The 24328-nt window shown below is 52.4% G+C and carries 23 protein-coding genes; 5 read left to right on the top strand and 18 right to left on the bottom strand.

The features are described 5' to 3' along the window. Positions 1-84: 84 nt before the first annotated feature. The 17 genes from hflX to ACH6EH_RS01180 form a co-directional block, all read right to left on the bottom strand. Positions 85-1371, bottom strand: a complete 1287-nt coding sequence (hflX, locus tag ACH6EH_RS01260; RefSeq protein WP_397330778.1) for a GTPase HflX — start codon at positions 1369-1371, stop codon at positions 85-87. A 54-nt stretch (positions 1372-1425) separates the two neighbouring features. Next, positions 1426-2397 carry an AAA family ATPase gene (locus ACH6EH_RS01255; RefSeq protein WP_397330777.1) on the bottom strand — a complete coding sequence of 324 codons (972 nt, stop codon included), beginning with the start codon at positions 2395-2397 and terminating at the stop codon, positions 1426-1428. 74 nt (positions 2398-2471) lie between these two features. Further along, positions 2472-3071, bottom strand: coding sequence for a YdcF family protein (locus ACH6EH_RS01250; RefSeq protein ID WP_397330776.1), 600 nt, complete (start codon positions 3069-3071; stop codon positions 2472-2474). 88 nt (positions 3072-3159) lie between these two features. Next, positions 3160-3717 (bottom strand): ribonuclease FAU-1 family protein, encoded by a 558-nt coding sequence (locus ACH6EH_RS01245; protein WP_138225675.1) that lies wholly within the window; start codon positions 3715-3717, stop codon positions 3160-3162. Positions 3718-3885: 168 nt separating this feature from the next. Next, a complete protein-coding gene (locus tag ACH6EH_RS01240) occupies positions 3886-6621 on the bottom strand; it encodes a transglycosylase domain-containing protein (RefSeq protein WP_397330775.1) in 2736 nt (911 codons plus the stop codon). Positions 6622-6771: 150 nt separating this feature from the next. Beyond that, a complete protein-coding gene (gene hfq, locus ACH6EH_RS01235; RefSeq protein WP_138225673.1) occupies positions 6772-7011 on the bottom strand; it encodes an RNA chaperone Hfq in 240 nt (79 codons plus the stop codon). A gap of 40 nt (positions 7012-7051) precedes the next feature. Further along, positions 7052-8011 carry a tRNA (adenosine(37)-N6)-dimethylallyltransferase MiaA gene (gene miaA / locus ACH6EH_RS01230; protein WP_397330774.1) on the bottom strand — a complete coding sequence of 320 codons (960 nt, stop codon included), beginning with the start codon at positions 8009-8011 and terminating at the stop codon, positions 7052-7054. Then, positions 8004-8780 (bottom strand): class I SAM-dependent methyltransferase, encoded by a 777-nt coding sequence (locus ACH6EH_RS01225; protein WP_397330773.1) that lies wholly within the window; start codon positions 8778-8780, stop codon positions 8004-8006. Before ACH6EH_RS01225 ends, miaA begins: the two co-directional genes overlap by 8 nt. A 17-nt stretch (positions 8781-8797) precedes the next feature. Then, positions 8798-10786 (bottom strand): DNA mismatch repair endonuclease MutL, encoded by a 1989-nt coding sequence (gene mutL / locus ACH6EH_RS01220; protein WP_397330772.1) that lies wholly within the window; start codon positions 10784-10786, stop codon positions 8798-8800. A 33-nt stretch (positions 10787-10819) separates the two neighbouring features. Further along, positions 10820-13504, bottom strand: a complete 2685-nt coding sequence (gene mutS, locus ACH6EH_RS01215) for a DNA mismatch repair protein MutS (RefSeq protein ID WP_397330771.1) — start codon at positions 13502-13504, stop codon at positions 10820-10822. 57 nt (positions 13505-13561) lie between these two features. Further along, complete coding sequence (locus tag ACH6EH_RS01210) at positions 13562-14812, bottom strand: putative amidoligase domain-containing protein (protein WP_397330770.1); 1251 nt, start codon at positions 14810-14812, stop codon at positions 13562-13564. 135 nt (positions 14813-14947) lie between these two features. Next, the gene (locus tag ACH6EH_RS01205) at positions 14948-15511 is read right to left on the bottom strand and encodes an outer spore coat protein CotE (RefSeq protein ID WP_138225667.1); all 564 of its coding nucleotides are present in this window, start codon (positions 15509-15511) and stop codon (positions 14948-14950) included. A gap of 107 nt (positions 15512-15618) precedes the next feature. Further along, positions 15619-16584 (bottom strand): aromatic acid exporter family protein, encoded by a 966-nt coding sequence (locus ACH6EH_RS01200; RefSeq protein WP_397330943.1) that lies wholly within the window; start codon positions 16582-16584, stop codon positions 15619-15621. 82 nt (positions 16585-16666) lie between these two features. Next, positions 16667-17446 carry an ABC transporter permease gene (locus ACH6EH_RS01195; protein WP_243895863.1) on the bottom strand — a complete coding sequence of 260 codons (780 nt, stop codon included), beginning with the start codon at positions 17444-17446 and terminating at the stop codon, positions 16667-16669. A gap of 68 nt (positions 17447-17514) precedes the next feature. Continuing rightward, positions 17515-18291 carry an ABC transporter ATP-binding protein gene (locus tag ACH6EH_RS01190; RefSeq protein WP_397330769.1) on the bottom strand — a complete coding sequence of 259 codons (777 nt, stop codon included), beginning with the start codon at positions 18289-18291 and terminating at the stop codon, positions 17515-17517. 38 nt (positions 18292-18329) lie between these two features. Then, positions 18330-19334, bottom strand: coding sequence for an ABC transporter substrate-binding protein (locus ACH6EH_RS01185; RefSeq protein ID WP_397330768.1), 1005 nt, complete (start codon positions 19332-19334; stop codon positions 18330-18332). 181 nt (positions 19335-19515) lie between these two features. Beyond that, on the bottom strand, positions 19516-21033 hold the full coding sequence (locus ACH6EH_RS01180) for a carboxypeptidase M32 (RefSeq protein WP_397330767.1): 1518 nt from the start codon (positions 21031-21033) through the stop codon (positions 19516-19518). Positions 21034-21158: 125 nt separating this feature from the next. Between ACH6EH_RS01180 and ACH6EH_RS01175 the strand changes: the two genes are divergently transcribed. From ACH6EH_RS01175 to ACH6EH_RS01155, 5 genes are all read left to right on the top strand, one after another. Then, positions 21159-21494 carry an iron-sulfur cluster biosynthesis family protein gene (locus ACH6EH_RS01175; protein WP_397330766.1) on the top strand — a complete coding sequence of 112 codons (336 nt, stop codon included), beginning with the start codon at positions 21159-21161 and terminating at the stop codon, positions 21492-21494. Between the two features lie 45 nt (positions 21495-21539). After that, positions 21540-22109, top strand: coding sequence for a beta-class carbonic anhydrase (locus ACH6EH_RS01170; RefSeq protein WP_208202804.1), 570 nt, complete (start codon positions 21540-21542; stop codon positions 22107-22109). 174 nt (positions 22110-22283) lie between these two features. Then, positions 22284-22835 (top strand): PadR family transcriptional regulator, encoded by a 552-nt coding sequence (locus tag ACH6EH_RS01165; protein WP_397330765.1) that lies wholly within the window; start codon positions 22284-22286, stop codon positions 22833-22835. A gap of 83 nt (positions 22836-22918) precedes the next feature. Next, positions 22919-23356, top strand: a complete 438-nt coding sequence (locus ACH6EH_RS01160) for a hypothetical protein (RefSeq protein ID WP_138225660.1) — start codon at positions 22919-22921, stop codon at positions 23354-23356. Between the two features lie 2 nt (positions 23357-23358). After that, a complete protein-coding gene (locus tag ACH6EH_RS01155; RefSeq protein WP_397330764.1) occupies positions 23359-23637 on the top strand; it encodes a YxcD family protein in 279 nt (92 codons plus the stop codon). A gap of 155 nt (positions 23638-23792) precedes the next feature. Here the strand turns inward: ACH6EH_RS01155 and ACH6EH_RS01150 are convergent, their stop codons facing one another. Further along, entirely contained in the window at positions 23793-24308 is a 516-nt protein-coding gene (locus ACH6EH_RS01150; protein ID WP_397330763.1) for a DinB family protein, read from the bottom strand. Positions 24309-24328 lie beyond the last annotated feature (20 nt).

The raw sequence follows: 24328 nt of genomic DNA, 5'->3' as shown, positions 1-24328 counted from the left end.
CTAACTATTCATGCTGCACTATAGCGCATATAACCTGCAAACGACCGGCACGAAGCCAGCCGCTGTAACAGATCGATGTCATCCTTAAGGAATCAGATACTCTTTGAGCTGATACCCATGCTTCTCATAGTCGGCTCTGTTGATGTGCACCTCATAGAGGAGATCATGATCCTCTACCGATTGCTCTACCACATCGCCGATTCGATAAATGAGAGAGCTGAGATCGCCTCGCTCCGCCGGAATTCGGAACTTGACCGCTCCCCCGGACAAATGATTCTGAATGGCAAGCTTTACCCGCTCCAAATCCGATTCATTGAATGCGCTGATCTTTAGATTCCCCTCACCTGCCGGCAGCATCTCCTGTTGCTGCGGCTCACAGGCATCGATCTTGTTAAAAATGGTAAGCTGGTCCGTATCACCGGCTCCAAGCTCCTGCAAAATCTTGGACACGACCTGCATCTGCTCATCCCGCATCGGCGAGGAAGCATCCACCACATGAAGGATAAGCTCCGCTTCATTCGCTTCCTCAAGGGTCGCACGAAAGGCCGCAACCAGGTCATGAGGAAGGTTCTGAATAAATCCAACGGTATCGGTCAGCACGACCTCCTTGCCACTCGGCAGCTCCAGCACTCTGGACGTCGGATCCAGCGTTGCAAACAGCTGATTCTCAATATATACGTCCGCAGCGGTCAGTCGGTTGAGCAAGGTTGATTTGCCGGCATTCGTATATCCCACCAGAGCGACCTGAATGGCTCCGGATTTCTTTCTGCGTTCGCGGTGCAGGACGCGATGCTTCGTAATCTCATCCAGCTGCCGCTTCAAATCACTGATGCGGTCACGGATATGCCTGCGATCCGTTTCTAGCTTGCTCTCGCCGGGACCCCGGGTGCCGATTCCGCCGCCGAGCCGGGATAAATTTTTGCCATGACCTGATAACCTGGGCAGTAAATAGCTGTGCTGCGCCAGCTCAACCTGGATAATCCCTTCACGCGTCTTGGCTCGCTGAGCAAAAATATCAAGAATGAGTTGAGTCCTGTCGATTATTTTGACGTCCAGCGTCTCCTCCAGATTGCGAACCTGAGCACCCGACAGCTCCTGATCAAAAATAGCGGTGTTTGCTCCCAGGCCGTCAATAGCCATGCGTAGCTCCTCGACCTTGCCTTTGCCGATAAACCACCGGGAGTCCGGGGTCTCGCGATTCTGGGTAATCACCTCCAGCACCTCGACGCCAGCCGTCTCTGACAGCTGAACCAGTTCCTGCAGAGAATGCTCGGTATTCAGGCCGGAGCGCTTTACCTGATCTGTTACGAGGCTGACCAATATTGCCCGATCCTTCATCTCTGAATTCGTCTCATGTAAATGATTTGCCATAGATAGTACTCCTTTTAGAGGTTAGGTAATTGCATCAAATCTGTAGAAAATCATTTAAGGAAGCTGCATACGAAAGTCCTCAGGCCGCAGCGTCATCAATTCCAGCTTGCCCGGATTCCCGGTAACATATTGATTTAGCAAACGCACAGCCTGATTCCGGATACCCTTCTCTATTAAATTTCGCACGTATCTCGCATTACTGAAGGCATGACTGCCGTCCTCTTTCTCACTTTGCAGATGCTCACGCAGCCGGCTCATGGATTGCGGCATCAGAATATAATCCCGTTCCTTTGCCATGAGCTCAGTGATCTGAATCAGCTGATCCAGGTTATAGTCCGGGAAATTCATCTGGATCGGAAATCGGGAATGCAGCCCGGGATTACTGCACATAAAAAAATCAATTTCATCACAATAACCGGCGAGAATCAGAACAAACTGATTCTTATGGTCTTCCATCGCTTTGACCAGGGTATCGATAGCTTCCTTACCGAAATCCTTCTCCCCGCCTCTGGCTAGACTGTAGGCTTCATCAATGAACAGAATCCCACCGATCGCTTTCTTAACCAGATCCCGCGTTTTCTGGGCCGTATGTCCGATGTATTCACCAACCAGATCTGCACGTTCTACCTCGACAAGATGTCCTTTGCTCAGCACACCCATCTTCTGAAACAGCTTCGCAACGATCCGGGCTACTGTCGTCTTTCCGGTCCCCGGATTGCCTTTAAAAATCATATGAAAAACCTGACCGCCGCTATGGAGCCCGGCGACTGATCGCATTCTTGCCACCTGAAGCAGCGCATAAATCTCGTAAACGAGCTCTTTAATCTGCTCCAGCCCGACCAATTGGTCCAGCTCCTTCTGAATCTCCTGAAACAGGCCTTGTACCGGCGTATTCAAGGCTGCCGGCTCACTTGCGGGTACGGCACTGCTGACCAGCGGGGCCTCGCTGCTTCGGAGCACGACATTAATTTGTCTCGAAGGCCTCGACTCCGATCGGCTGCCGGCAGCGTTAGTTCTCCCGTTCATTGCTCCTCACCTCAATCCAAAGGGCTCACTATCCCTTCATATGTATTCTCTTTGGACTTCGGTTATTAGAAGACTTATTCCTTCCATCCCATAGCAAGCAGCATCCGGTCTAGTCTCCATTTGCTGAACGCTAGAATTTCGCGGCCCTTTTGCTGAGTCAGCGGCAGCACGTCCGAGGTTGTGACTGCAAGCTTGGGGTTTCTGTAATCCAGAACCTCAGCGATTTCCATAGCTCGGGCACCATGGTAATCATGAGTGATAATAACAGCCTGCTCCCAGCCCTGCTCTTCCATGATTGCGCGGCTAAAGAGCAAGTTCTCGTACGTGCTGGTCGCTTCATTCTCCAGGTGGATGTTCTCCTCAGGGATCCCCTGACTTACTAAATCGTTGCGCATGCCTTCTGCCTCTGTGTAAGGATATTCTGGCGCATCCAATCCACCCGTCACGATAAACTTCTCAAAATACCCCTGATCATACAGCATTCGGGCATAATCAAGTCGCTCCTTCAGTCCCGGACTCGGCTTCTCTCCCCACATCGAGGCTCCCAGAATAATTCCAACCTCCACAGTGTCATCCAGTGTAGATTCGGCTTGGCCAATTCTTGTGTAAACGTAACCGCACCATATCACTCCCAACAGGATCACAACCAGACCTAAGCGCGTCCAAATCTTCATGTGATGTCTTAGATGCCGAGGACGAGCAGACGAGGGCTGTACAGCCTTCGACTCCCTCATATTTACTTCATCCTCTCCTTCTCACCTGTTAGCGTTTCCTGCGAAACTCCCCATTATGAAACAGCCGGTCTCGATGATCCAGCGACATCATAAAGTAAGGAAACTCATGCGCATCAATCGCTCTCAGCACTTCGCGGGCCGTTACCTTGGCCTGCCTGTAATCATCGCGGGTAATGTCGCTTCGCCGAAGCGCATCCTCCAGTTCATCCTCGTCCAGCAAAAAGACTTCCCCATCCTTGTTCACGACGACGTCAAGGTACAAATCATCAAACCACGGCACACCCTGGTCCGTAACCCCCTGCTTCTTGCAGATATCGATGTACCACTGTACAATTCTCCGCTTCTCATCAAACATCGCCGTGACAATAAAATGGCTGTCCTTCGGGTAATACTGCAGCCACGAATAGCCTCGATCCGCAATACGGTATGTATGCCTTCCATACGTCTTCCACAAAGGCTCTTTCAAACCGTAGATGGTGTATAAGGTGAGATATCCCGTGAACTGCTCTCCTTCCACATACCGGGAAGTGAAATGCCGCCTCGTAATGCGCCGCCAATTCGCCCGGTCTCCGAATTTACGTTTCATGGAATTTTCCTCCCCATATCGTAAATTCAGCTTACCACATTTGTTAAATACACTCAAAATAAACAAAGCAGGCGCAGCCGAGAGTGAATCTCAGCCGCGCCTGCTTAGCTGCTGTAGCAGATGCTTGAATGCGGTAATATAAGGTGCCTGCTGCCTGACAGGACTGTGCTAAGGCTGAGGCTGTGCCGTATTATTGCCTGGAGATGGACTGCTTTGAGGCGTTGTGGTGCCAGGGACAGATGTGTTCCCACCGCTGCCTCCGCTTTCACCTGTAGTACCCGTGCCCGTGCCGTTTCTGCCGGTGCCTGTACTGCTGCGGCCTTCAGTGCCGCCTGGGACAGGCGTGCTGCCGGTGTCACCGCTGGGTGCTGTTTCTCCCGAATCGTCCTCCCCTTCATCTTCTTCGCCAGCGCCTTCGCCTTCTCCACTCTCACCGCCTGGTCTGTTCGAGGTACCGTTCTGACCCGGACTCGGCTGCTCTGAGCCATTTCCTTGACCCGAACCGCTCCCGTTGCGAGAATTTCCTTCCCCGTTGCCAGGCTCCTCATTCTCTTCCGCATTGTCTTCTTCCTGCCCATTCTCCTCGCGATCTTCCTCTTCCTGCTCGTTCTCATCATTACGTTCCGTTTCCGGCTCTTCCTCTGGTGGTGCCGGACCGGTAATGACCACCTCAACAGTATTCGAAGGCTCACTTTCCTGATCGCTTTCCGGATCATATGCGGTGACATAATAGCTGTAGGTCAGACCTGCAAGCACGCTGATATCATCGGTAGACGTGCCAGCCAGCTCATTCATAATCCGGGTATAATCTGTTTCTGACGCTTCCTTCCGGTAAACACGGTACTCTGCTCCGCTAACCTCGGAAGCACTCCATGTCAGGTTAACTGCATTCCCCTCTTCATTGTAATAACCGGATACATTCCGGACTGCGGACAACTCCGGCTGCTCCGGCTCAACGGGCGCCTGGGGCTGATCCAGAACCGGGAAGCTTTGCGGATCATAGTTCTGAACGGCCTTGTCCATAATCTTGCCCCACAGTGCCGCAGCCATCGGGCTGCTCTGCTTCAGCATACGTTCAGCGCTGGGTTCATCGTACCCCATCCAGACTGCTGCAGTCAGCTCCGGGGTATATCCCACAAACCATACATCCCGGATTCCGCTGACCCCGGTTATCCCGCTCTGCGTCGTGCCCGTCTTGCCGGCAACAGGGCGGCTGATTCTCGCGTTTCGGCCAGTCCCTTCATTCACCACCAGCTGCATCATATCTGTGATCTCCGATGCCGTCTCCGGTGACATAACACGCTCTGATGTCATCCCCTTATTCTCATGAACCACTTTGCCATTGCTGTTCTTAATCTGCTTAATGGCATAGGCCTCTTTCAGCTCACCGCCATTGGCAAAGGCCGTGAAGGCGCGTGCCATTTCAAAGGTATTGGTGCCCGTCGCTCCCAGAGCCAGAGACAGATTCTGATCACTTTCTTTCACACTGATGCCCAGCTTCTGAGCAAATTGAAAGCCGGTCTTGACCCCGATCTTGTTCAGCATCCAAACAGCCGGGATGTTCTCAGAACGCTGAATTGCTTCTGCCATGCTGACACTTTTGGAGTATCCATTCAGGTTGTTCGGGCAATACTCCCCGAAGCACTGCTTTTCATTCGTAATCCTAGTGTCTTTTGACAGTTCGGGATCACTCTCCAGTGCGGGAGCGTACACAGCTACCGGCTTCAGTGAAGATCCTGGCTGCCGCACCTTACTGTCAAAAGCCCGGTTGAAGCTGGCGCGCTGATAATTCCGCCCCCCGCCAATGGCTACGATGCTGCCATTATGCTGGTTCATAATCACCATAGAGCCCTGCACAATGTCTTCACCGACACCTTTTTCAAAGTTGCTGTCATTATTGAACTCATCTTCTACCGCCTGCTGAGCAGACGCATCCATCGTGGTATAAATAGAGTAGCCGCCAACATTCAGGTCATCCTCGGTCAGGCCGTATTTCTCCTCGGCTTCCTCGATGACATAGTCAATGAACGCGGTATATTTCTGCTGTGTCGCAGGCGGCTCGTAGGTATACTCAACCTTTTTGGCTTTCTCGGCATCCGCCGCGCTGATATAGCCCTGCTGCTCCATCAGCGTCAGCACGACTGCTCGACGTTCCATACTGAGCTCCGGATTTCGAATCGGATTGTATTTGGAAGGTCCCTTGGGCATTGCAGCGAGTGTCGCCATTTCCCAGAGCTCCAGCTTATTCAAGTCACTCTTGCCGAAATAATGCTGCGACGCAGCCTTAATTCCATAATAAGGGCCGCCAAAGTTGATCCGGTTCAGGTACATTTCCATAATTTCGTCCTTCGTGTGCTGACGCTCCAGCGCCAGCGCAATGGAAACCTCTGTGGCCTTTCGGAAGAAAGTCTTATCCCGGGTAAGGAAAATATTTTTGGCCAGCTGCTGGGTAATGGTGCTTCCCCCTTCAACCATCGCTCTTGCCATAATATCCTTCACGGCAGCGCGCCCGATCGACCAAATATCCACGCCGCTGTGATCATAAAAGCGTTTGTCCTCGGTGGCGATAAATGCCTGCTGCAGCAGCTCCGGGATCTGATCAATGTCGACCGGATCACTCTTTTGAATGGAGAGCTCACCCATAAGCTGCCCGTTACGATCATAAACCTTTGATGTGCCGTATGCCGTTAATTTGTCTTTGTTCTCCTCCAGCAGCCTCTCGCCGCTGACCATGATAAACAGGTATCCCGCCAGCGCACAGAACACGGCAAAAACGCCGGTGAAAAATAAGATCCACCCGACTTTTTTCCCCTTGCTCTTGGATTTGCCTGCGGGCTTCGTTGTTTTTCGGGCATTGTTATTTTTGTTTACCCTTGAAATTCCGTTATTATCCTTGCCAGCCATATGCGGCCCCCTCCTGACTCCCTGGTACTGTGGAAATGTGAAGTCTTCTTCGGAAAGAAAAGAACAACCTTCTCAGGTTGTCCTCCACACTTCTTATACAACTAAACGAAATATACACCAAAAAGTTTCAGCTTAAACATGAAACCAATCTTATTGCTCTCCCTGCTGCTCCTGCATCAGAGAAACATTGCGCTGCGGCATAAAGGTTGAAATCGCATGCTTATACACCATTTGCTGACGGCCGTCGCTGTCGATCACAATCGTAAAGTTGTCAAAAGCCTTGATGGTTCCGCGGATTTGGAAGCCGTTCGTTAAGTAAACGGTAGCGGGAATGTTCTCTTTGCGAAGCTGATTCAAGAACGTGTCTTGGATGTTGATGGACTTGTTCATTTAGCCGTACCCCCAATGGTTCAATTAGATTGTTATCATGTTATTCCATATGAATGTGAAGCTTTCCTGCTATTATAGCATGGATTTTTTCATAGCTTTCAATAAAATTTCCGGCTTCTCCCACATCGACCCACTGGATATCCTTCATATGGCGGAACCAGGACAGCTGGCGTTTGGCAAATCGGCGGGTATCCCGCTTCAGGAGGGTGACAGCTTCCTCCCACGTCAGCTCATGGCGTAAGTACGACACCATTTCCTTATAACCCAGCCCTTGCATGGCCACCATTCCGGGTTCAAAGCCTCGGTCCATCAATGCCGCTACCTCTTCAACAAGCCCTTGGCGCAGCATGATATCGATTCGTTCCTCAATACGGTTATATAGCATTTGGCGGTCCATTGTCAAACCGATCAAACAGAGCTCATAGGGAGATTCTTTCTTTTGCTGCTGCAGCGAAGCGGACATAGGAACCCCGGTCAGATGAACAATTTCGAGAGCCCGCACCACGCGGCGGACATCATTGGGATGCAGCCTCTCCGCGCTCAGAGGGTCTGCCTCGACCAGCTGCTGATGCAGGGCCGCTTCGCCATGCTGCTTGGCAAATTGAAATTTCTCCTGCCGGAATGCTTCGTCAGAGCCTGTCTCACTGAACTGGTAATTGTAACACACCGACTCGATATACAGCCCCGTGCCGCCCACTATAAACGGCAGCTTTCCCCGGGCGCTGATCTCACGGATGAGCCTGACACTCTCCTCTTGAAATTCCGCTACGGAATAGGGATAATCCGGTTCGTGAATATCAATGAGATGGTGCGGGATGCCCTCCATCTCTTCTGCCGTAATTTTGGCCGTCCCGATATCCATGCCCCGGTACACCTGCATGGAATCGCCGGAGATGATCTCGGCGTTCAAGGCTTTCGCAAGCTCAATGCTCAGCTTCGTTTTTCCGACAGCTGTCGGGCCGATCAGCACCAGCAATTTGGGTCTCGCAGCACTAGTCAATGTAAATCACTCCGTACGTTATTTTTGAATTGCCGCGCGCCATTGCCTCAAACCCGAGACGTTCGAATTCAGGACTATTCCGCTTTTCCTTCATCACAACACTCTTACGGGCCACCCGTACCGCTTCCTGAACACTGAGTTGATCCAGTGCACTTCCATTTGCATAATGCCGCAGCGGATTAATTGAAGCCGAATCTGTCAATGGATCCCGAAACATGGGGTCAAAATACACAATATCCACGCTCTTGTCCGGAAGGCTCTGCAAATATTCCAGATGTCCGCTATGCTTGACCTCAATGCGCCGCATCGCTTCATCACTCCGTGCCAAATGACTGGTATAGGTCTTCAGGCCTTCCTTCAGCAGCACATATAATGGATGAGAGCTTTCAAGAGCCGTTACATGCCCGGAAAGCCCTGCTTTAAACGAAAACACGAGGGCATCCGTTCCAAGACCCGCGGTGCAGTCCAGAACAGAATCTCCTTCCTCCATCCGCGCTGCCTGAAGCATAAGGTCCGTCTCCCCCCGCATGACGCGTTTGAGACGGACAAATCCCATGCTGGGATGGAATTCCAGCGTTTCCTTCCCGGGTCCCCCAAGCCGCACATGCCCTTCCAGAAGTATCAATATATCCTCATCGCCACTACTGGCTGCGAGACGGGCCAAGGAACGTCCGCTGCGGGGCACGTACCTGCATCCCGTTTCTGCTGCAATATACTGAGCCCGGCTTACTAAATGTGCCGCTTCAGCCTCACCTGTTGTAATAATCATCGTATCCTCCTGCTTCGTTACATCACTCGTTTGAACAATTTTTCCAGATCATAGGTTGAAAAAGAAATGACGATCGGCCGTCCATGCGGACACGTATACGGCTGTTTGCAGGCCGCAAGACGGTCCAGCAGCTTCACGGACTCGACCTCTGTCAGCTTCTGGTTCGCCTTAATCGAAGCCTTGCAGGAGGCCATAATCGACGAAGCCTCCCGCAGCTTGGAGAGATCAATATTGCGCTCCTGCAGCACCCACTCCGCCATTTCGATGATAAGATCTCGTTCCTCCCCCTTGGGAAACCAGTAGGGATGGGAACGGACGAGAAACGTCTGACCGCCGAAATGCTCCAGATAGACACCTACCTGCTCAAACCAGTGCAGGCGTTCCTTCAGCTTCAAGGCGTCAGAAGGCGTAAATTCCAAGGTAATCGGCAGCAGCAGCTCTTGTGAAGCGTCTGCCGGCCTGCCGAATTTCTCGAAGTAATCCTCATAATTAATGCGCTCATGGGCAGCATGCTGATCAATAAGGTACAATCCGGTGTCGTTTTGGGCAATCAAGTACGTTCCGTGATGCTGCCCGATCAAAGACAGCTCGGGAAAAGCCGGGATTTCCGGTGCCGCACCGCCCCCAGTCTGCAGCCAGTCCTTGGACACTTGTCTCGCCGCTGGCGATAACGACGACTCTCTTTGCCCTCCAGGCTTGAAATTCTGTCCACTTGAAGCCGGCATGCCAGAGCTGCTTCGTGAAGCCGGCTTCTGTACGTCATAAGAAGCTGCGGCGGCCTCGCGAAGCTCGGGAGCATGGGGCCCCGCCTCCTGCCGTGTGGCCTCCGGCAGCTTCGATGGGGTCGCCGGAGCCTCTTTCACTGACCTGTCCTCAGCAGGTTCAAAAGGCTTGGCTGCGTGATGGGGAGCAGCAGCTTGCGGATCACCCATGCCTTGTCTTGGAAACGACAGCTGCTCCTGGATATAAGCCGTTCCCTCTTTACCGATATGTTGCTTGGCCGGACGCGGGATCAGCACCTCCTGCATCAGCACCTTTTGCACAGTCTCCTGAATCAGAGCTGTCAGTTCTGCCTCCTTGCTGAACCGCACCTCCAGCTTGGAAGGGTGAACATTGACATCCACCAGAGATGGATGCATGTCCAGCTTCATGACCATAAGCGGGTAGCGGTTGATCGGGAGCATCGTATGATACCCTCGCAGAACAGCCTGTGTCAGGGCGTAACTGCGGATATACCGTCCATTCACAATAAAGGACATTGCATTGCGGTTCGCTCTTGTCCAGTCCGGCCGGCTGATAAAGCCGCTAATGCGGTAATCCATGTCCTCCGCTTCAATGGGCAGCATCGCTTTCGCTGTACCCGTCCCGTAGATCGCTGCAATGACATTGCGCGTATCTCCACCGCCCATCGTCTGAAGCAGTACATTGCCGTTATGACGCACCGTAAACGCAATATCGGCCCGAGACAGGGCGAGGCGGTACATATAATCCGAGATATGGCCCAGCTCGGTCTGGATCGTTTTCATATATTTCAGCCTTGCCGGCGTATTGTAAAACAATTCCTTCACGATGAAATCTGTGCCACGCGGCGCCGCCGTATCCTCGTTCACCTTCAGCTGCCCGCCTTCAATAACAATCCTTCGTCCCCGTCCGTCCGTATTGCTCGATGTCGTCAATGTCACCTTGGATACAGCTGCAATGGACGGCAGAGCCTCTCCGCGAAAGCCGAGACTCGTAATCTGAAACAGATCTCTACCCTGAGAAATCTTACTGGTAGCATGGCGGTAAAAGGCGGTTTCGCAATCGTCAGGCTCAATGCCGGAGCCGTTGTCGGTGACGCGAATGCTGTGCAGGCCGCCTTCTTCCACGGACACCTCAATCACGGTGCTCCCGGCGTCCATCGCGTTCTCAACCAGCTCCTTGACGACGGAGGCCGGCCGCTCCACGACTTCACCGGCAGCGATCTGGTTTGCGATATGCTCGTCCAATATGTGTATTTTGGCCATCGTTTCTACCTCCATCGTTGTTGCTGATTTACATTATAGTAATTGCTTCGCTTTCGTTCTCAGCTCGTTCAAGAGCTGCATGGCCTGCAGCGGGGTCATGTTCATAATATCGGCTGACCTTATATCCTCCAGAATCTGCTCCTTCATAGGGTCCGGGATCGACGCCTTCACGGCGGTCTCAGGCTTGCCTGCGGCCATCGCTCGGGTAGAAGCCTCTTCTTCCTCACCGAACATCGAGAGCTGGAATACATCCCGGCTTTCTTTGGTTTGATCCCGCTTCCATGCTGTCTCCAGGGAAGCAGCCGCTTCTCCTGCTACAGCATGCAGAGAGGCCTTCTCCAGATCCTGCAGCAGCCCGTAGGCACGGTCAATGATGCTGCCGGGCAGCCCAGCCAATCTGGCACAGTAGATTCCATAACTGCTGTCTGCCGCACCTGAAACCAGCTTTCTCAGAAAATGAACCTGATCCCCGCTCTCCTGCACGGCCATTGAATAATTGACGAGACCGTCCAGGCTGTCCGCCAAATGGGCAAGCTCATGAAAATGCGTGGAGACTAAAGCTTTACAGCGTATGACATCATGTACATACTCAATCACGGCCTGGGCAATCGCCATACCCTCACTCGTTGACGTGCCTCGTCCCAGCTCATCGATGATAATCAGGCTGTTCGGTGTCGCTTTCTCTGTCATGACCTGTATATCTGCCATTTCCACCATAAATGTGCTTTGACCGCCAATCAGGTCATCTGCCGCCCCAATCCGCGTAAAGATACGATCCACCAGCGGCAGCACAGCCCGCTCTGCAGGTACAAAGCAGCCAATTTGAGCCATGATGGAGAACAGCGCCACCTGGCGCATATAGGTGCTTTTTCCAGCCATATTCGGTCCGGTAATCAGCAGTATGGACGAGCCGTCCTTCTGGAGGCTGGTTCCATTTGAAATAAAGGCAGAATCCTTCATAACCGCTTCGACGACCGGATGCCGGCCGGCCTCAATGTTCATATCATAGCCATCGCTCAGCTCCGGCTTGACATAACGCTGATCTGCGCTGACTGCAGCAAGAGATTGGTATACGTCCATCTCTGCGACCTGCTCTGCGAGCTTCTGCAGACGGGCAATCTCGGCATTGACCGCTTCACGCAGCTCTGTAAACAAGGCATACTCCAGATCCACCATCTTGTCCTGGGCTTCCAGAATAAGGCCTTCCTTCTCCTTCAGCTCCGGAGTCACGTAACGCTCCGCGTTCGCAAGCGTCTGCTTCCGTTCATACCGCCCCTCAGGCAGCGCAGACAGATTGGATTTGGTCACTTCGATATAGTACCCGAACACTTTATTGAAGCCGATCTTAAGCGACTTGATGCCTGTCGCCGCACGTTCTCTGGCTTCCAGCTCGGCGATCCACTGCTTGCCGTTCCGGCTTGCCTCGCGCAGCTCGTCCAGCCGCTCATGATAGCCTGGCTTGATCATGCCGCCATCACGCAGAGACACCGGAGGATCATCCGCAATGGCGTCCCCGATCAGGGCGCATAAATCACCGCAGATATCCATGCTTTGGGCGAGCCGCTGCAATGTCTCCGAGCCTGAATCCTGACAGAGCTCTTTCAATGCGGGAATCTGCTGCAAAGACAGCTTCAGGGCGTTCATATCCCTGCCATTGGCGCTGCCAAAGGCAATTCTGCCGACCAGCCGCTCCAGGTCATAAATTTCCTTCAGGGCGGCCCGCAGATCCTCCCGGACAATATATTGCTGATACAGCCGCTCTACAGCCTCCAGACGTTCTTCAATACGGCTGCGAGAGCGCAGCGGCTTATCGATCCAACGGCGAAGCAGACGCGCTCCCATGGAGGTCTCCGTCCGGTCCAGCAGCCACAGGAGCGAGCCCTTCTTGGAGCGCTCCCGAACCGTTTCAACCAGCTCCAGGTTTCTCCGCGTGAACGGATCCAGAACCATAAATTGACCGGGCTCATATGAGGATATCCGGGTTAACTGTCCCATGCTTCGTTTCTGCGTCTCATTCAGGTATGAGATGAGCAGCGACACGCATTTCTGCCGTTCCTGATCCAGCCGGGCCCATGTGGAGTCCCCGAACTGTGCCGAGACCAGATCATCCTGTCTCCGTTCCCAGGACGTATAGAGCACGGGCCGGCCGGAAGGAAGCGCACTTGAAGCCACGGCGCTGAGCAGCGACTCATCACCAATAATTTCAGAAGGCTCATAGATTCCGATTTCGTCCCGCAGCCACTCTTCCGAAGCCGGCATGGAGGTCACATAGAGCTCCCCGGTGGATAGGTCACAGGCCGCAATTGCCATTAATGCATCCTGAGACGTGATACAGACCATGTAGTTATTCGCCTTCTCGGCGACCGTCTTCCCTTCCATAATGGTGCCCGGCGTCACGACGCGGACAATTTCCCGCCGCACCATCCCCTTGGTCACCGAAGCGTCCTCCATTTGCTCGCAGATGGCGACCTTGTAGCCTTTTTCAATCAGACGTACGATATAGCCCTCGGCCGAGTGGAAGGGAACGCCGCACATCGGAATCTTGTCGCCGCCCCCGCCTTCGCGGCCGGTTAATGTAATCTCCAGCTCTTTGGATGCCAGAATGGCATCGTCAAAGAACATCTCGTAAAAATCTCCTAAACGGAAAAAAAGAAACGCATCCCGCGCCTGTTCTTTAATGCCTAAGTATTGTTCAATCATCGGCGTGTATTTTGCCATATTTACCTCCATGCCGTGTTCAGCTTGAACTCTATTATACCAAAAATCGAGTTAAGGTCACGGGAGTACCGGAAGATTCCAAAGTCTGCGAATATCCCTCGATTCATTCCAGGTTTTCCCGGAATAAATCTGCTGAAACAATCGGTCGATGCATTGCCGGTGAGCCTCATAAGCCTTCAGCTTCCCATAATCCTGATGAAGCCGCACAGCCCATGCAGATAGAACGCTGCGGTCACCTTCGTAATAAGCCCGGTGCACTTCGTTATAGGAGAGCGGCCGAAGATTCAGCTCACTATAATGGTGGGCAATCAGATATGCCATGTGGAGCACCCCGCGCGTAATCAGAGGAGACACGAGAAAGCTGGGGGGTGTCCGGTATTCAAAGCCGCCATGGCTCTGGTGACGGAAATCGCCGAGGCTTCCATATCTCGGACGGCGGGAGCGTCCCCGCGGATCCTCAAGCGCGGCCAAAGGCAGCGAAAGGTAGTTGTCCAGGCACTGCAGCACCTCAAGCGAGAGAGGAATACCGCTGAAATGCAGATGCCCGCCCAGCGGATAGCCGTCTGCCGGCATGGCGCCCGCTCTCCACTCCAGCGTCCGGTCCGTGATCAAGCTCCATGCGTCGCGGAACACCCTTCTCATCTCCAGCAGCAGGCTTTCCGGCTCCGCTTTAGGCTCAGGACGAAGCTCCGCCAGCGGATAGGTCACGGTCTCGCCAATCCGAACTGCATCACAGCCCGCCCGGCCATACCGGTCCAGAAATTGAGAGGCATCAGCCACCCTCCCCTCCCGGTCCACCAGGATAAATTCCGGGTCCATGCCCAACAAGACGGGGGCGCCGGGGCCTTGAGGCTTCAGGCTGCTGTCTTGCCTCGGCTTACCATTATCGGAATGAGACCGCCGGGCGATGTGCTCCACAACGTAACGTCGCCCCGGCAGCAAAGATATTGTGACCTCCCCGCGCTCCAGCCCCAAGACGTACAGAGTCCGTATAGCGGCTCGGCACAGCCGGGCGTGGAGGCCATCACTTGATCCGGAATGCTCCATACCTTGCATTGAAGTCTGCAAATAACCGGCGTTCGAAGCCATCAGCTTGCAGACCTCTGCGTCTTCCAGGCTATAAACGGTCACCAGGTAGCTGGCAGCATACCTGGACGGCATGCTCAAGGCATCTCCCTCCAGCGGACCTCCAATCCGGCTTGGAATGCCGGAACGCTCCAGTCGATGATGAATGTCTTCAAGACTCATTTGGAGCGGCTGCTCCACATTCCCGGAACTCCCTTTCCATTCGACCTCATCCAGCTTCATGATCCACCACCCTTTCCACGCCAACAAAAAAAGCCCCGGCACTCGGAGCTTTCAACAAAAGAGGGCGTTTGCCCTCTGCAAAGCCGCCCCCTACTGCATAGACTATCTTGTAACATGGGAATCAGCAGGGTTGGTTTACAGCTCATCCTCCAGATCGTCAAACTCCAGATCCTCATAATCGCTGTCGCCGCTGTCTCCCCCGGCAAATTCAAACTCTTTGTCCTCCAGATCACTTGCTTGACCCACCAGCACCAGCACCTTGGTTTCGGCGACCAGCTCAACGGAGTACTCTCTCTCCACTCTCAGAATTACGCTTTTCCCGTTGGAAGATACACTGGCCTCCACACAGCTTGGTTCCTGGGTTGCTTCCGCCGATACCTCTACGGTGGAGGAACGGTGCTTGGGATCCAGATAAGAGAGAGGCACGCGCTCTACATACGACACCGTTTCTTTGGCCACATCGGTCTGCGAATTTTTGTCATAGGAATACCAGATGTTCAAATCATAAGTACCTACAACCTCGATTCCGTCTCCGGCGGCCACCGCCTCATACTGATGCTGTATAATCCAGGCCCCTAAAATACTGGTCGGATTATTGGGCGGAGTCACGGTATGTGTTACGGTAGAGAATTTGCGCCCTTTGCCGCAGATCGCCTTGGTGATAATTTCTCTACATTGGTGTTTACTGCTTAATGACATCTTCGAACCTCCTCCATACAATCATTCCCTACAAGTGTATGCACGACATGGGCGAATGTTGAATGAAGTGGTCCAAATAAATTGTCTTTATGCTAAAAATAGTGATGCTAAGCTTGTTTAGCGACCTTACTGGTCGGCGCCTTGCTTCGCTTTGAAATTTTCAGAAAATCCTCCAGCTCTTTGCTCAGCTGCAAAATCGCCGACCTGACCTCGAACTCCTCCCGGGTCTTCGGCAGCTCCATTTCCCGGAATCTGGCTTGGACCTCTGTCAGCAGCTTCTCGGTTTTGCCTGTGTATTCCTCTGCGATCACATCCTGGCTGATCTGATCGAACAGCTCGGCGGCGAATATGCCTGTGGGCAGCTTCTCATAGATCTGGGACACCAGATGCATCATGGCGGCAATATGGTCCAGCTGCTCCTTCCGCATATAGAAGTAAACGTTCCACGCCAGATCCGGGTGCAGCATCTGGTTCTCCAGATTGCGGTTGCTCTCTGCAATGCCGCGCTCGACCATTTTACCAGCCTGAATCATTTCCTTGCCATCCCACAGATGAGACGGCTCCCGCAGCGTGCGGGAAATCTGGGTGAAAATCTGCGAGAATAGCCCGTCCACCTGCCGCCTGATTTGACCCAGCTGCCCCTCACCCTTGGGCATGTAGATCATGTTCACGACCATCGCCGAGCCCAGCCCGATCATAAGCAGCTGCACCTCGGTCCAAAAAATGTGAATGTCCAGCTCCTGCCCGCTGAATACGCGGAATACGACCACAGAGCTCGTGACAATGCCTTCCTTTAAATGCGCTTTGGAAATGGCCGGGAACGCAATCAGTATGTATAATGCCAGTACCCAGTAATGATAGCCCAGCAGCTGAAACAGCACTGATGCAAACACAAGACCGAGCAGTGACGCAAAAAAACGTGACGATACGGAGTGCAGGCTGCGCTTGCGCGTTACATCCACACCCAGTATCGCCAGCAGACCGGCAGAGGTTGCTCCCGGAATCTCTAATGCATCTGTAATTAAAATGGCCAGCAAGGCCGCAATCGCTGTTTTGATCACGCGGAATCCCATCATATCCAGTCTCCTGTCATTCCCGATGAACTTACAGATTTATCGTATCCCATTTTTGGAGGGGAGACAACCTGACATGGACTCAACGGGAGCGAAGCAGCAGCTTTTCAATATAGACGACCAGCTGATACATGCCTGTGGCCGCCACTGCAATTACGAGCAGACTGGAGAGCACAATGGTGAAGTTAAACACCTGAAATCCGTACATAATCAAATAGCCAAGACCTGATTTCGCAACGAGAAATTCTCCCACAATCACGCCTACCCAGGCCATCCCTACATTGACCTTCAAGGTGGAGATTATGGCCGGGAATGAGGCGGGCAGAATGACCCGCCTAAACCTCTGGGCCTTGCTTCCTCCGAATGTACGGACGACCTTGACATAATTGGGGTCCACCTCAGAAAAGCTGTTATAGACCACCAGTGTGGTAACAATAACCGTAATCGAGAGCGTCGTCATGACAATCGCTGTAAAGCCGCCCCCAAACATGACAATAAAGATCGGTCCCAGCGCGACCTTGGGCATGCTGTTAAACACGACCATATACGGGTCCAGCACCTTCGACAGAAAAGGGGACCACCAGATCAGCACTGCCAGCAGTGTCCCCGCCAGCGTTCCCAGCAGAAATCCTACCGCGGTCTCGCCTACAGTTACTCCGATATGTCCCCACCACTCCAAGGTCACTGCCTGCTGAGAAAGATAGAGCGCAATTTTGCTGGGATAGCTGAAGAGAAGCACATCAATCCAGCTAAGCCTTCCGGCCACCTCCCACAGGGCAAAGAAGACGGCTAGCAGCAAGAGCTGCACTGCCAGCACCAGACGGCTCTCTTTTCGTTTCCGTCGCAGATGCACGGCATGCATATCATCAAGCCAGGCCCCGCCGTTCTCCTGGTTCGAGAAAGCTCCTTTTCCCGGTTCTCCCACGGCATTCACTCCTTTCCGCTGATCTTCTCCATTTCGTGCCATATGCTATGAAACAGCTCGTTAAAGCCCGGCTCCTTCCGGGCCAGAAACGGCTCCGTGCTGCGCACAGGCTCAGGGACGTCAAACACATAGTGAATCTGGCCCGGGTTTCGATTTAACAGCACCACCCGATCACTCATAGCAATGGCCTCCGACAAGTCATGCGTGACCAGCACAGCCGTTTTGCGGCGCTCCTTCAGCGTTTTGACGATGAGGTTTTCTAGCTTCAGCTTTGTCTGGTAATCCAGCGCAGAGAATGGCTCATCCAGAAGCAGCAAGGATGGATCGGCAGCCAGCGTGCGGACCAGGGCCACACGCTGACGCATCCCGCCGGACAGCTGCTGGGGATAAAAGCTACCGTAGCCCGCCAAGTCCATCTCCTTCAGCAGCTCTTCGGTCAGCACAGCCGAAGCCTCATTCAGTCCGCCTGTCAGCTCCAGTCCGAGCAGCGCGTTCTTCTGAATGCTAAGCCAAGGGAACAGATAATCCTGCTGCAGCATATAGCCTACCTCGGGGGAGGTGTCCTCTACCGCATGGCCGTTCACGGTTACTGTGCCCTTTGAAGGCTGCAGCAGCCCGGCAATGATCGACAGAAGGGTCGTTTTGCCGCAGCCGCTAGGCCCGATGAGACTGACAAATTCACCAGGATAAACGGTGAGATTAATGTCCTCAATAGCCAAGGAAGCTTCCCGGTCACTAACATAAGCATGTGTAATTTGCTTCAGCTCCACAGCCGGCTTCATTCCTGATTCCTCCTTCCACGGCAGGCGGCCGTCTTGGTTCATTCTCCGCTCCGCTTTGCCTGCTCTGCAAAACGATTATTGACGATTTCCTCTGCAGCCACCCGCTCTTTGAGCTCGCCCGCCTGCTCCATGACATCCAGCAAATTATTCCACTCCTGATCATCTACAATGGGGTCCGTAGCGTACGTGCCCTGCTCCATGTAGCGCTTGACTGAAGAAATGACAATTCCGGGATCTGTATCCTTGAAAAACGGCATGATGACCTCCGCCACCTCTTCCGGTGAATGCGTGTTTACCCACTGCTGAGCTTGGTACAAAGCATTTGTAAACCGCTGGACCGTATCAGCATTCTCATTCATATAGCTTTCTTTTGTCATAAACACGGTATAAGGCAGATGGCCGCTCTCTACCCCGAAGGAGGCGACGACCTTTCCTTTGCCCTCCTGTTCGAAGATGGATGCCTGCGGCTCAAACAGCTGCACATATTCTCCGGTTCCCGAAGCGTAAGCAGATGCGATATTGGCGAAGTCGATATTCTGAATCAGCTCCAGATCCTGCCTGGGATCAATGCCTTTGCCCCGCAATGCAAACTCCCCCGCCATCTGCGGCATACCGCCCTTGCGCTGGCCCAGGAACACCTTCCCTTTTAATTGATCCCACTCAAAGGCTCCCGGGGACTCTCTTGCCATCAAAAAGGTCCCGTCTGTTTGTGTCAGCTGCCCGAAGTTAATGACCGGATCCTCCGCACCTTGCTGATACACATAGATCGAGGTCTCAGAGCCTACCAGCGCGACATCAATGCCCCCTGATAACAGTGCAGTCATCGTTTTGTCCCCGCCAAAGGTCGTTTGCAGCTCTACCTCCAGTCCCTGATCTTCAAAAAAGCCTTTCTCCATCGCGACATACTGCGGTGCATAGAACACCGAACGCGTGACCTCGCCGATCTTGACCTTCATCGTTTCACTCTTTCCGCTGCATCCGGACAGTACTAGGGTACATACCATCAGGATGGACAGGGTCATGAACCAGCCTTTTCTTATCATCGCTACCCCTCCACCTGTGAATGATTCTTTTCTTTCCCTAATTTATGCAGCAGCCGTGAGGATGGTTAAAGGCCTTGAGGGCCCATACCAACACAGTCTTAGGACGCCCATGAAAAAAAGGGCTTTACGTCTGATCACCTTTCGGCTGTCAGGCGTAAAGCCCATATCAAATTCTATTCTATTAAAGCTGATAAACGTCCGTATACTTCGCTTCCAAATAATCGGCCAAATAATCCGGATTCAGCGGTTCACCAGTTACACGGACAATAATCTCGGAAGGCTTCTCGCTTTTGCCGTAGCGGAGGATCTTGTCCGTCAGCCACTCCTTGATGGGCGTCAGATTCCCTTCCTCAATAAGCTGATCCAAGTCCGGCATTTCCTTACGCATCGTGTGCATAAATTGTGCTGCATACATATTTCCAAGCGAGTAGGAGGCAAAATATCCGAAATCTCCACCGGACCAGTGAACATCCTGCAGAACACCCATCCGGTCATCAGGCGGCATGATTCCAAGGTATTCTTTGTACTTCGCATTCCAGATTTCCGGGAGCTCCTTTACGGAGAGGCCTTCATTAAACAGCATCTTCTCGATTTCATACCGGATAATGATATGAAGATTGTAGGTCAGCTCGTCGGCTTCAATGCGAATGAACGAATTCTCCACGCGATTGACTGCACGGTAGAAGGCTTCTGCCTCGACATCTCCAAATTGCTGCGGAAAATGCTGCTGTAGATCGCGGAAATACCGCTTCCAGAAAGCGCGGCTGCGGCCAATCATATTCTCCCACAGCCGGGATTGGGATTCATGAATACCCATTGAGGTGCCGCCGGATAACGGAGTGCCGTGCAGCGCAGCTTCAATATTTTGCTCATAGAGAGCGTGACCGCCTTCGTGCAGCGAGCTGAATACCGCGCTCGTCACTTCATCCTGTAAATAGTGAGTTGTAATCCGGACATCACCGTTGTTCAGCCCGATGGCAAACGGGTGAACACTCTCGTCCAGACGGCCGGCTTCAAAATCGTAGCCCATCTGCTCCAGAATAAACAGGCCGAACTTTTCCTGCTGACCTACATCGAACAATTGATGCATAAACGCCGTTTCTGGCTGCTTGCCACGTTCTCTGATGGTTTGAGCCAGCGGAACAAGCCTTGCGGTCAGACGCTGAAACACCTCATCCAGCTCCGCTACTGTCATATCCGGTTCATACATATCCAGCAGGGTATCATAGGGAGTCTGCTTCGCACCCCAATAACCGATGAACTCCTTTTTGAACTCCACAATGCGGCTCAAGTAAGGCTCAAAGCCAACAAAATCGTCATTCTTCTTGGCGTCCTCCCACATCGATTCCGATTGAGCCGCCAGTACTGTATACTCCTTGAAGCGTTCTGCTGGCAAAGACTTGTTGCGGTCATACTCCTTGCCCGCTTCCTGAACCATTCGGCGCTGCAGCTCATTTAGCTGCTCTTGAACGCTTGGAGCGGACAGCGCTTGGATCAGCTCTCCCATCTCAGCGGAGGTCAACAGCTTGAAAGCTTCCGTAGAGAGCATGCCCAAGGTTTCTGACCGGGAAGCAACTCCTTTCTTGGGAGCTCCGGTGCGCAGATCCCAAGCGAGCAGCCCGACCGCTTCATTATAACTGGAAATTTGGCGGAATAACGCTTCAAAGCGTGACCATTCCTCACTCCATTGTTTTTCCATCTATCCTTCACCTGCTTTTAAATATGATTTACACCTTCTACTTGATGATACTTTTCTTCAGGTTTATAATCAACTTTTGAGAAGGCACATCTGTGTTTACATAGCAAAAGGAGTGTGTTACAGCCATGATGATCCAACTGACCGAGGCAGCAGAACAGAAACTTAAAGGAAAGCTTCACAATTCCCCCGGCGTCATCAGGCTGATCCACGACTCTGAAGGCTGCGGCTGCGTGATGAGTGCCGTTCCGGGGCTGGAAATTATCGAACAACCGGGCGAGAATGACGTCGCGTTGGACACGAAAGCTTCTTACCCTATTTACATGAGCCGCAATCATGAGGTGTTTTTCGAGGAAGCGCTGATGCTGGACCTGAATTCGAGCGGACTTCATTTCCGATTGTCAAGCACGGGCCAGACCTACAGCACGAACGTCAAGCTTGTGGACCGCCGCCTGAAGGCGTAGGTTACATGCCCAGCACATTATCTATTATCAAGGAGGAATTGTATCATGACGACTCAGCTTAGCAGTATTATGGAGCACAACCGCAAATTTGTTCAGGACAAGCAGTATGAAGCTTACGAAACGAGCAAGCTTCCCGACAAGAAAACCTTGATCGTAACCTGTATGGACACTCGTTTGGTTGAACTGCTTCCCAAAGCTATGAATTTCAAGAATGGCGACATCAAGATCATCAAGACGGCAGGCGCCATTGTCTCCAACCCGTTTGGCAGCGCGATGCGCTCCATTCTAGTAGGACTTTATGAGCTTAACGTTGAGGAAGTTATCGTCGTTGGACATCATGAGTGCGGTATGGCCTCCCTCAATTCCGAACGAATGGTCAGCTCCATGAAAGAGCGCGGCGTATCCGATGAAGTGCTCTCCACCCTGGATCATTCCGGAATCAAGCTGGATGAATGGCTGCGCGGCTTCGATAACGTAACCTCTGCGGTTGAGAATACAGTCAGTCTGATCAAGAATCATCCGCTGCTGCCACGAAACACCCCAGTTCATGGAATGGTGATCCATCCGGCAACAGGCGCTCTTGATCTGGTCGTTGAAGGCTACAGCGCACCCTGATCAGTATCTTTCATCCTCTGGCATGAGCCGCACTGCGGCTCATGTTTTTTTGTATTTTCTGTGACTTATTTGTCAAACCATACAGTCATGGTGTACACTTTTAATGAACGGACCCGGAAGACGGGAGCACCTGGCTTTCGGCTCACTGATACAGTTCCAAAAGGGGTCATGAACATGAATACGTTGTCATACGGCCTGCTTGGTTTACTCGCCCGGAAGGAATCCTCCGGCTACGAGCTGATGCTTCGAATTCAGCCCTTCTGGCAGGCAAAGCATAGTCAGATTTATCCGCTGCTTGCCCGAATGGAAGAGAAAGGCCTGCTTAGCTCCTACTGGGTTCAGCAGAGCGACAAGCCTGACAAGAAGATTTATGCCATCACGGAAGACGGTATAAGCAAACTCCGGGAATGGATGCATCAGCCGATCGCTCCCTCTGTCACCAAGGATGAGCTGTCTCTTCGAACCTTTTCACTCTGGTTAAGCGAGATTGGCGTATCCGTTGAGATTTACCAGGAACGCCGGGAGCTTTATACGGAGAAGAAGCGGTATTATGAAGAGCTCTTGGCAGGCATTCCGGAAGGACAGTGCCACCCCGGCTCCAAAGAGTTCGGCAGTTATATTTTGGCTACCAAAGCCTTAATGACGGTCGATGCCGAGCTGAAGTGGTGTGATTGGGTCCTGAAGCTGCTGACTGAGCACAGCTACGCTGCTGCCGGACGTGAGTAAATATTTTTGAAACGAATCATGAGCTAGTCCGTATACTAAAGTATGAATACTAATTTTATTTTTGGGAGGTTCGAAAGAACACGATGAAAAAACTACTCGCGATCTTAGTCGTGCTTACCATGTTTCTGGTAACCATTGCTCCGGATTCTGTAGATGCAAGAAGAGGCGGCGGATTCAGCTCAGGTAAGAAAAGCTTCCAGTCCACGCCGAAGAAAGCGGATGATAATGTACAGAAATCCACGACGAACAACACGAATAACACAACAGGGGCAGCTACACAGAACCGCGGCTTCTTCAGCGGCGGCAGCCTTATGAAAGGTCTTATGATCGGTGGCCTGGCAGGTCTGCTCTTCGGCGGGATGTTCGCTGGTATGGGCTTCATGGGTGAAATCATGGGACTTCTGATTAACCTGATTGCCGTATGGGCTTTGATTATGATTGTGATGGCTGTAGTGAGAGCTGTTAAGAATCGCCGCCGCAACGTAGACACTGACGTAGACGATCGTAACAGAAGGTACTAATTATGGTCTTAAGCATGGACGAGATTATCAATGCCGTTTGTCTTCATCAGGCTGAACGTAAAGGCGTAAAGCCTACAGACGTTACTGTAGAACTCAACTGGGACGAAGACACCGGCTATACTGCTGAGGTATGGGTGCATGATCGCAGTCAGTATCTGATCGAAGCCAACCTTATGGAGGCTATTCTGCGCTACCTCAACTCCGAGTACAGCATCCGGGCCTACCGGGAACAGGTACGCCTGGAGCTGGAAGACGAAATTATTGCCGTAGTATCGCAATAAACTACAGCATAGCTAAGGCGCTCACTAGACATTGTCGGTGAGCGCCTTTTATAATATCTGCAATGTCAGAGAGGTGTGAATGAGCTTGGGAGGTATATTTACCGTTGCAGTCTCATTTGTGATGTTCTATAAATCGCTGTAGTTCACGGTATGAACTAGGATAGATACCGCTCCCGGATGATCTTTAAATGATATTTTTCATGACCTGCAATAATGTATGCCATCGCCCGCACAGAGAGTAGCACCTCACCTGCGAAGCCATGGCGTTCCCAAGCCTCTTCAGGAAGCCCCTTAAGGAGCTGAATCGTGGACTGACGAACAGCTTTATATTCGTCGATCATGGAGTCAAGCTCTCTATGCTTGTAATCTGCCAGCTTCACGAAGCTTTCCCGATCGGAGCTCGTCAAAGGCATGGCATCCCCTCGTGCAAACCGGTACAGCCAATAGCTTAACAGGCGTTCATGATCAAAAATATGACCAAACACCTCTTTAACGGTCCACTTTCCTTCCTCATAACAGCCATTAGCCTGATCCTCATTGAGTGCACCGAACAGCTCTGCAGCTTCAGCCTGCTGTGCTGCCAGCACCTCAACAATTTGCGGCTCTTGAATGAGCCCAATATATTTCTCATAATATTCCGGATAATCCTTAGCCTGTGGTCTTCCCTGCATCTATGTCTCCTCCTTCAACC

Source organism: Paenibacillus sp. JSM ZJ436, assembly GCF_044383795.1.
Lineage (GTDB): Bacteria > Bacillota > Bacilli > Paenibacillales > Paenibacillaceae > Paenibacillus_AQ > Paenibacillus_AQ algicola.
Note: the sequence above shows the minus strand (reverse complement) of the source record. Positions and strands in the feature narration are given on the sequence as shown.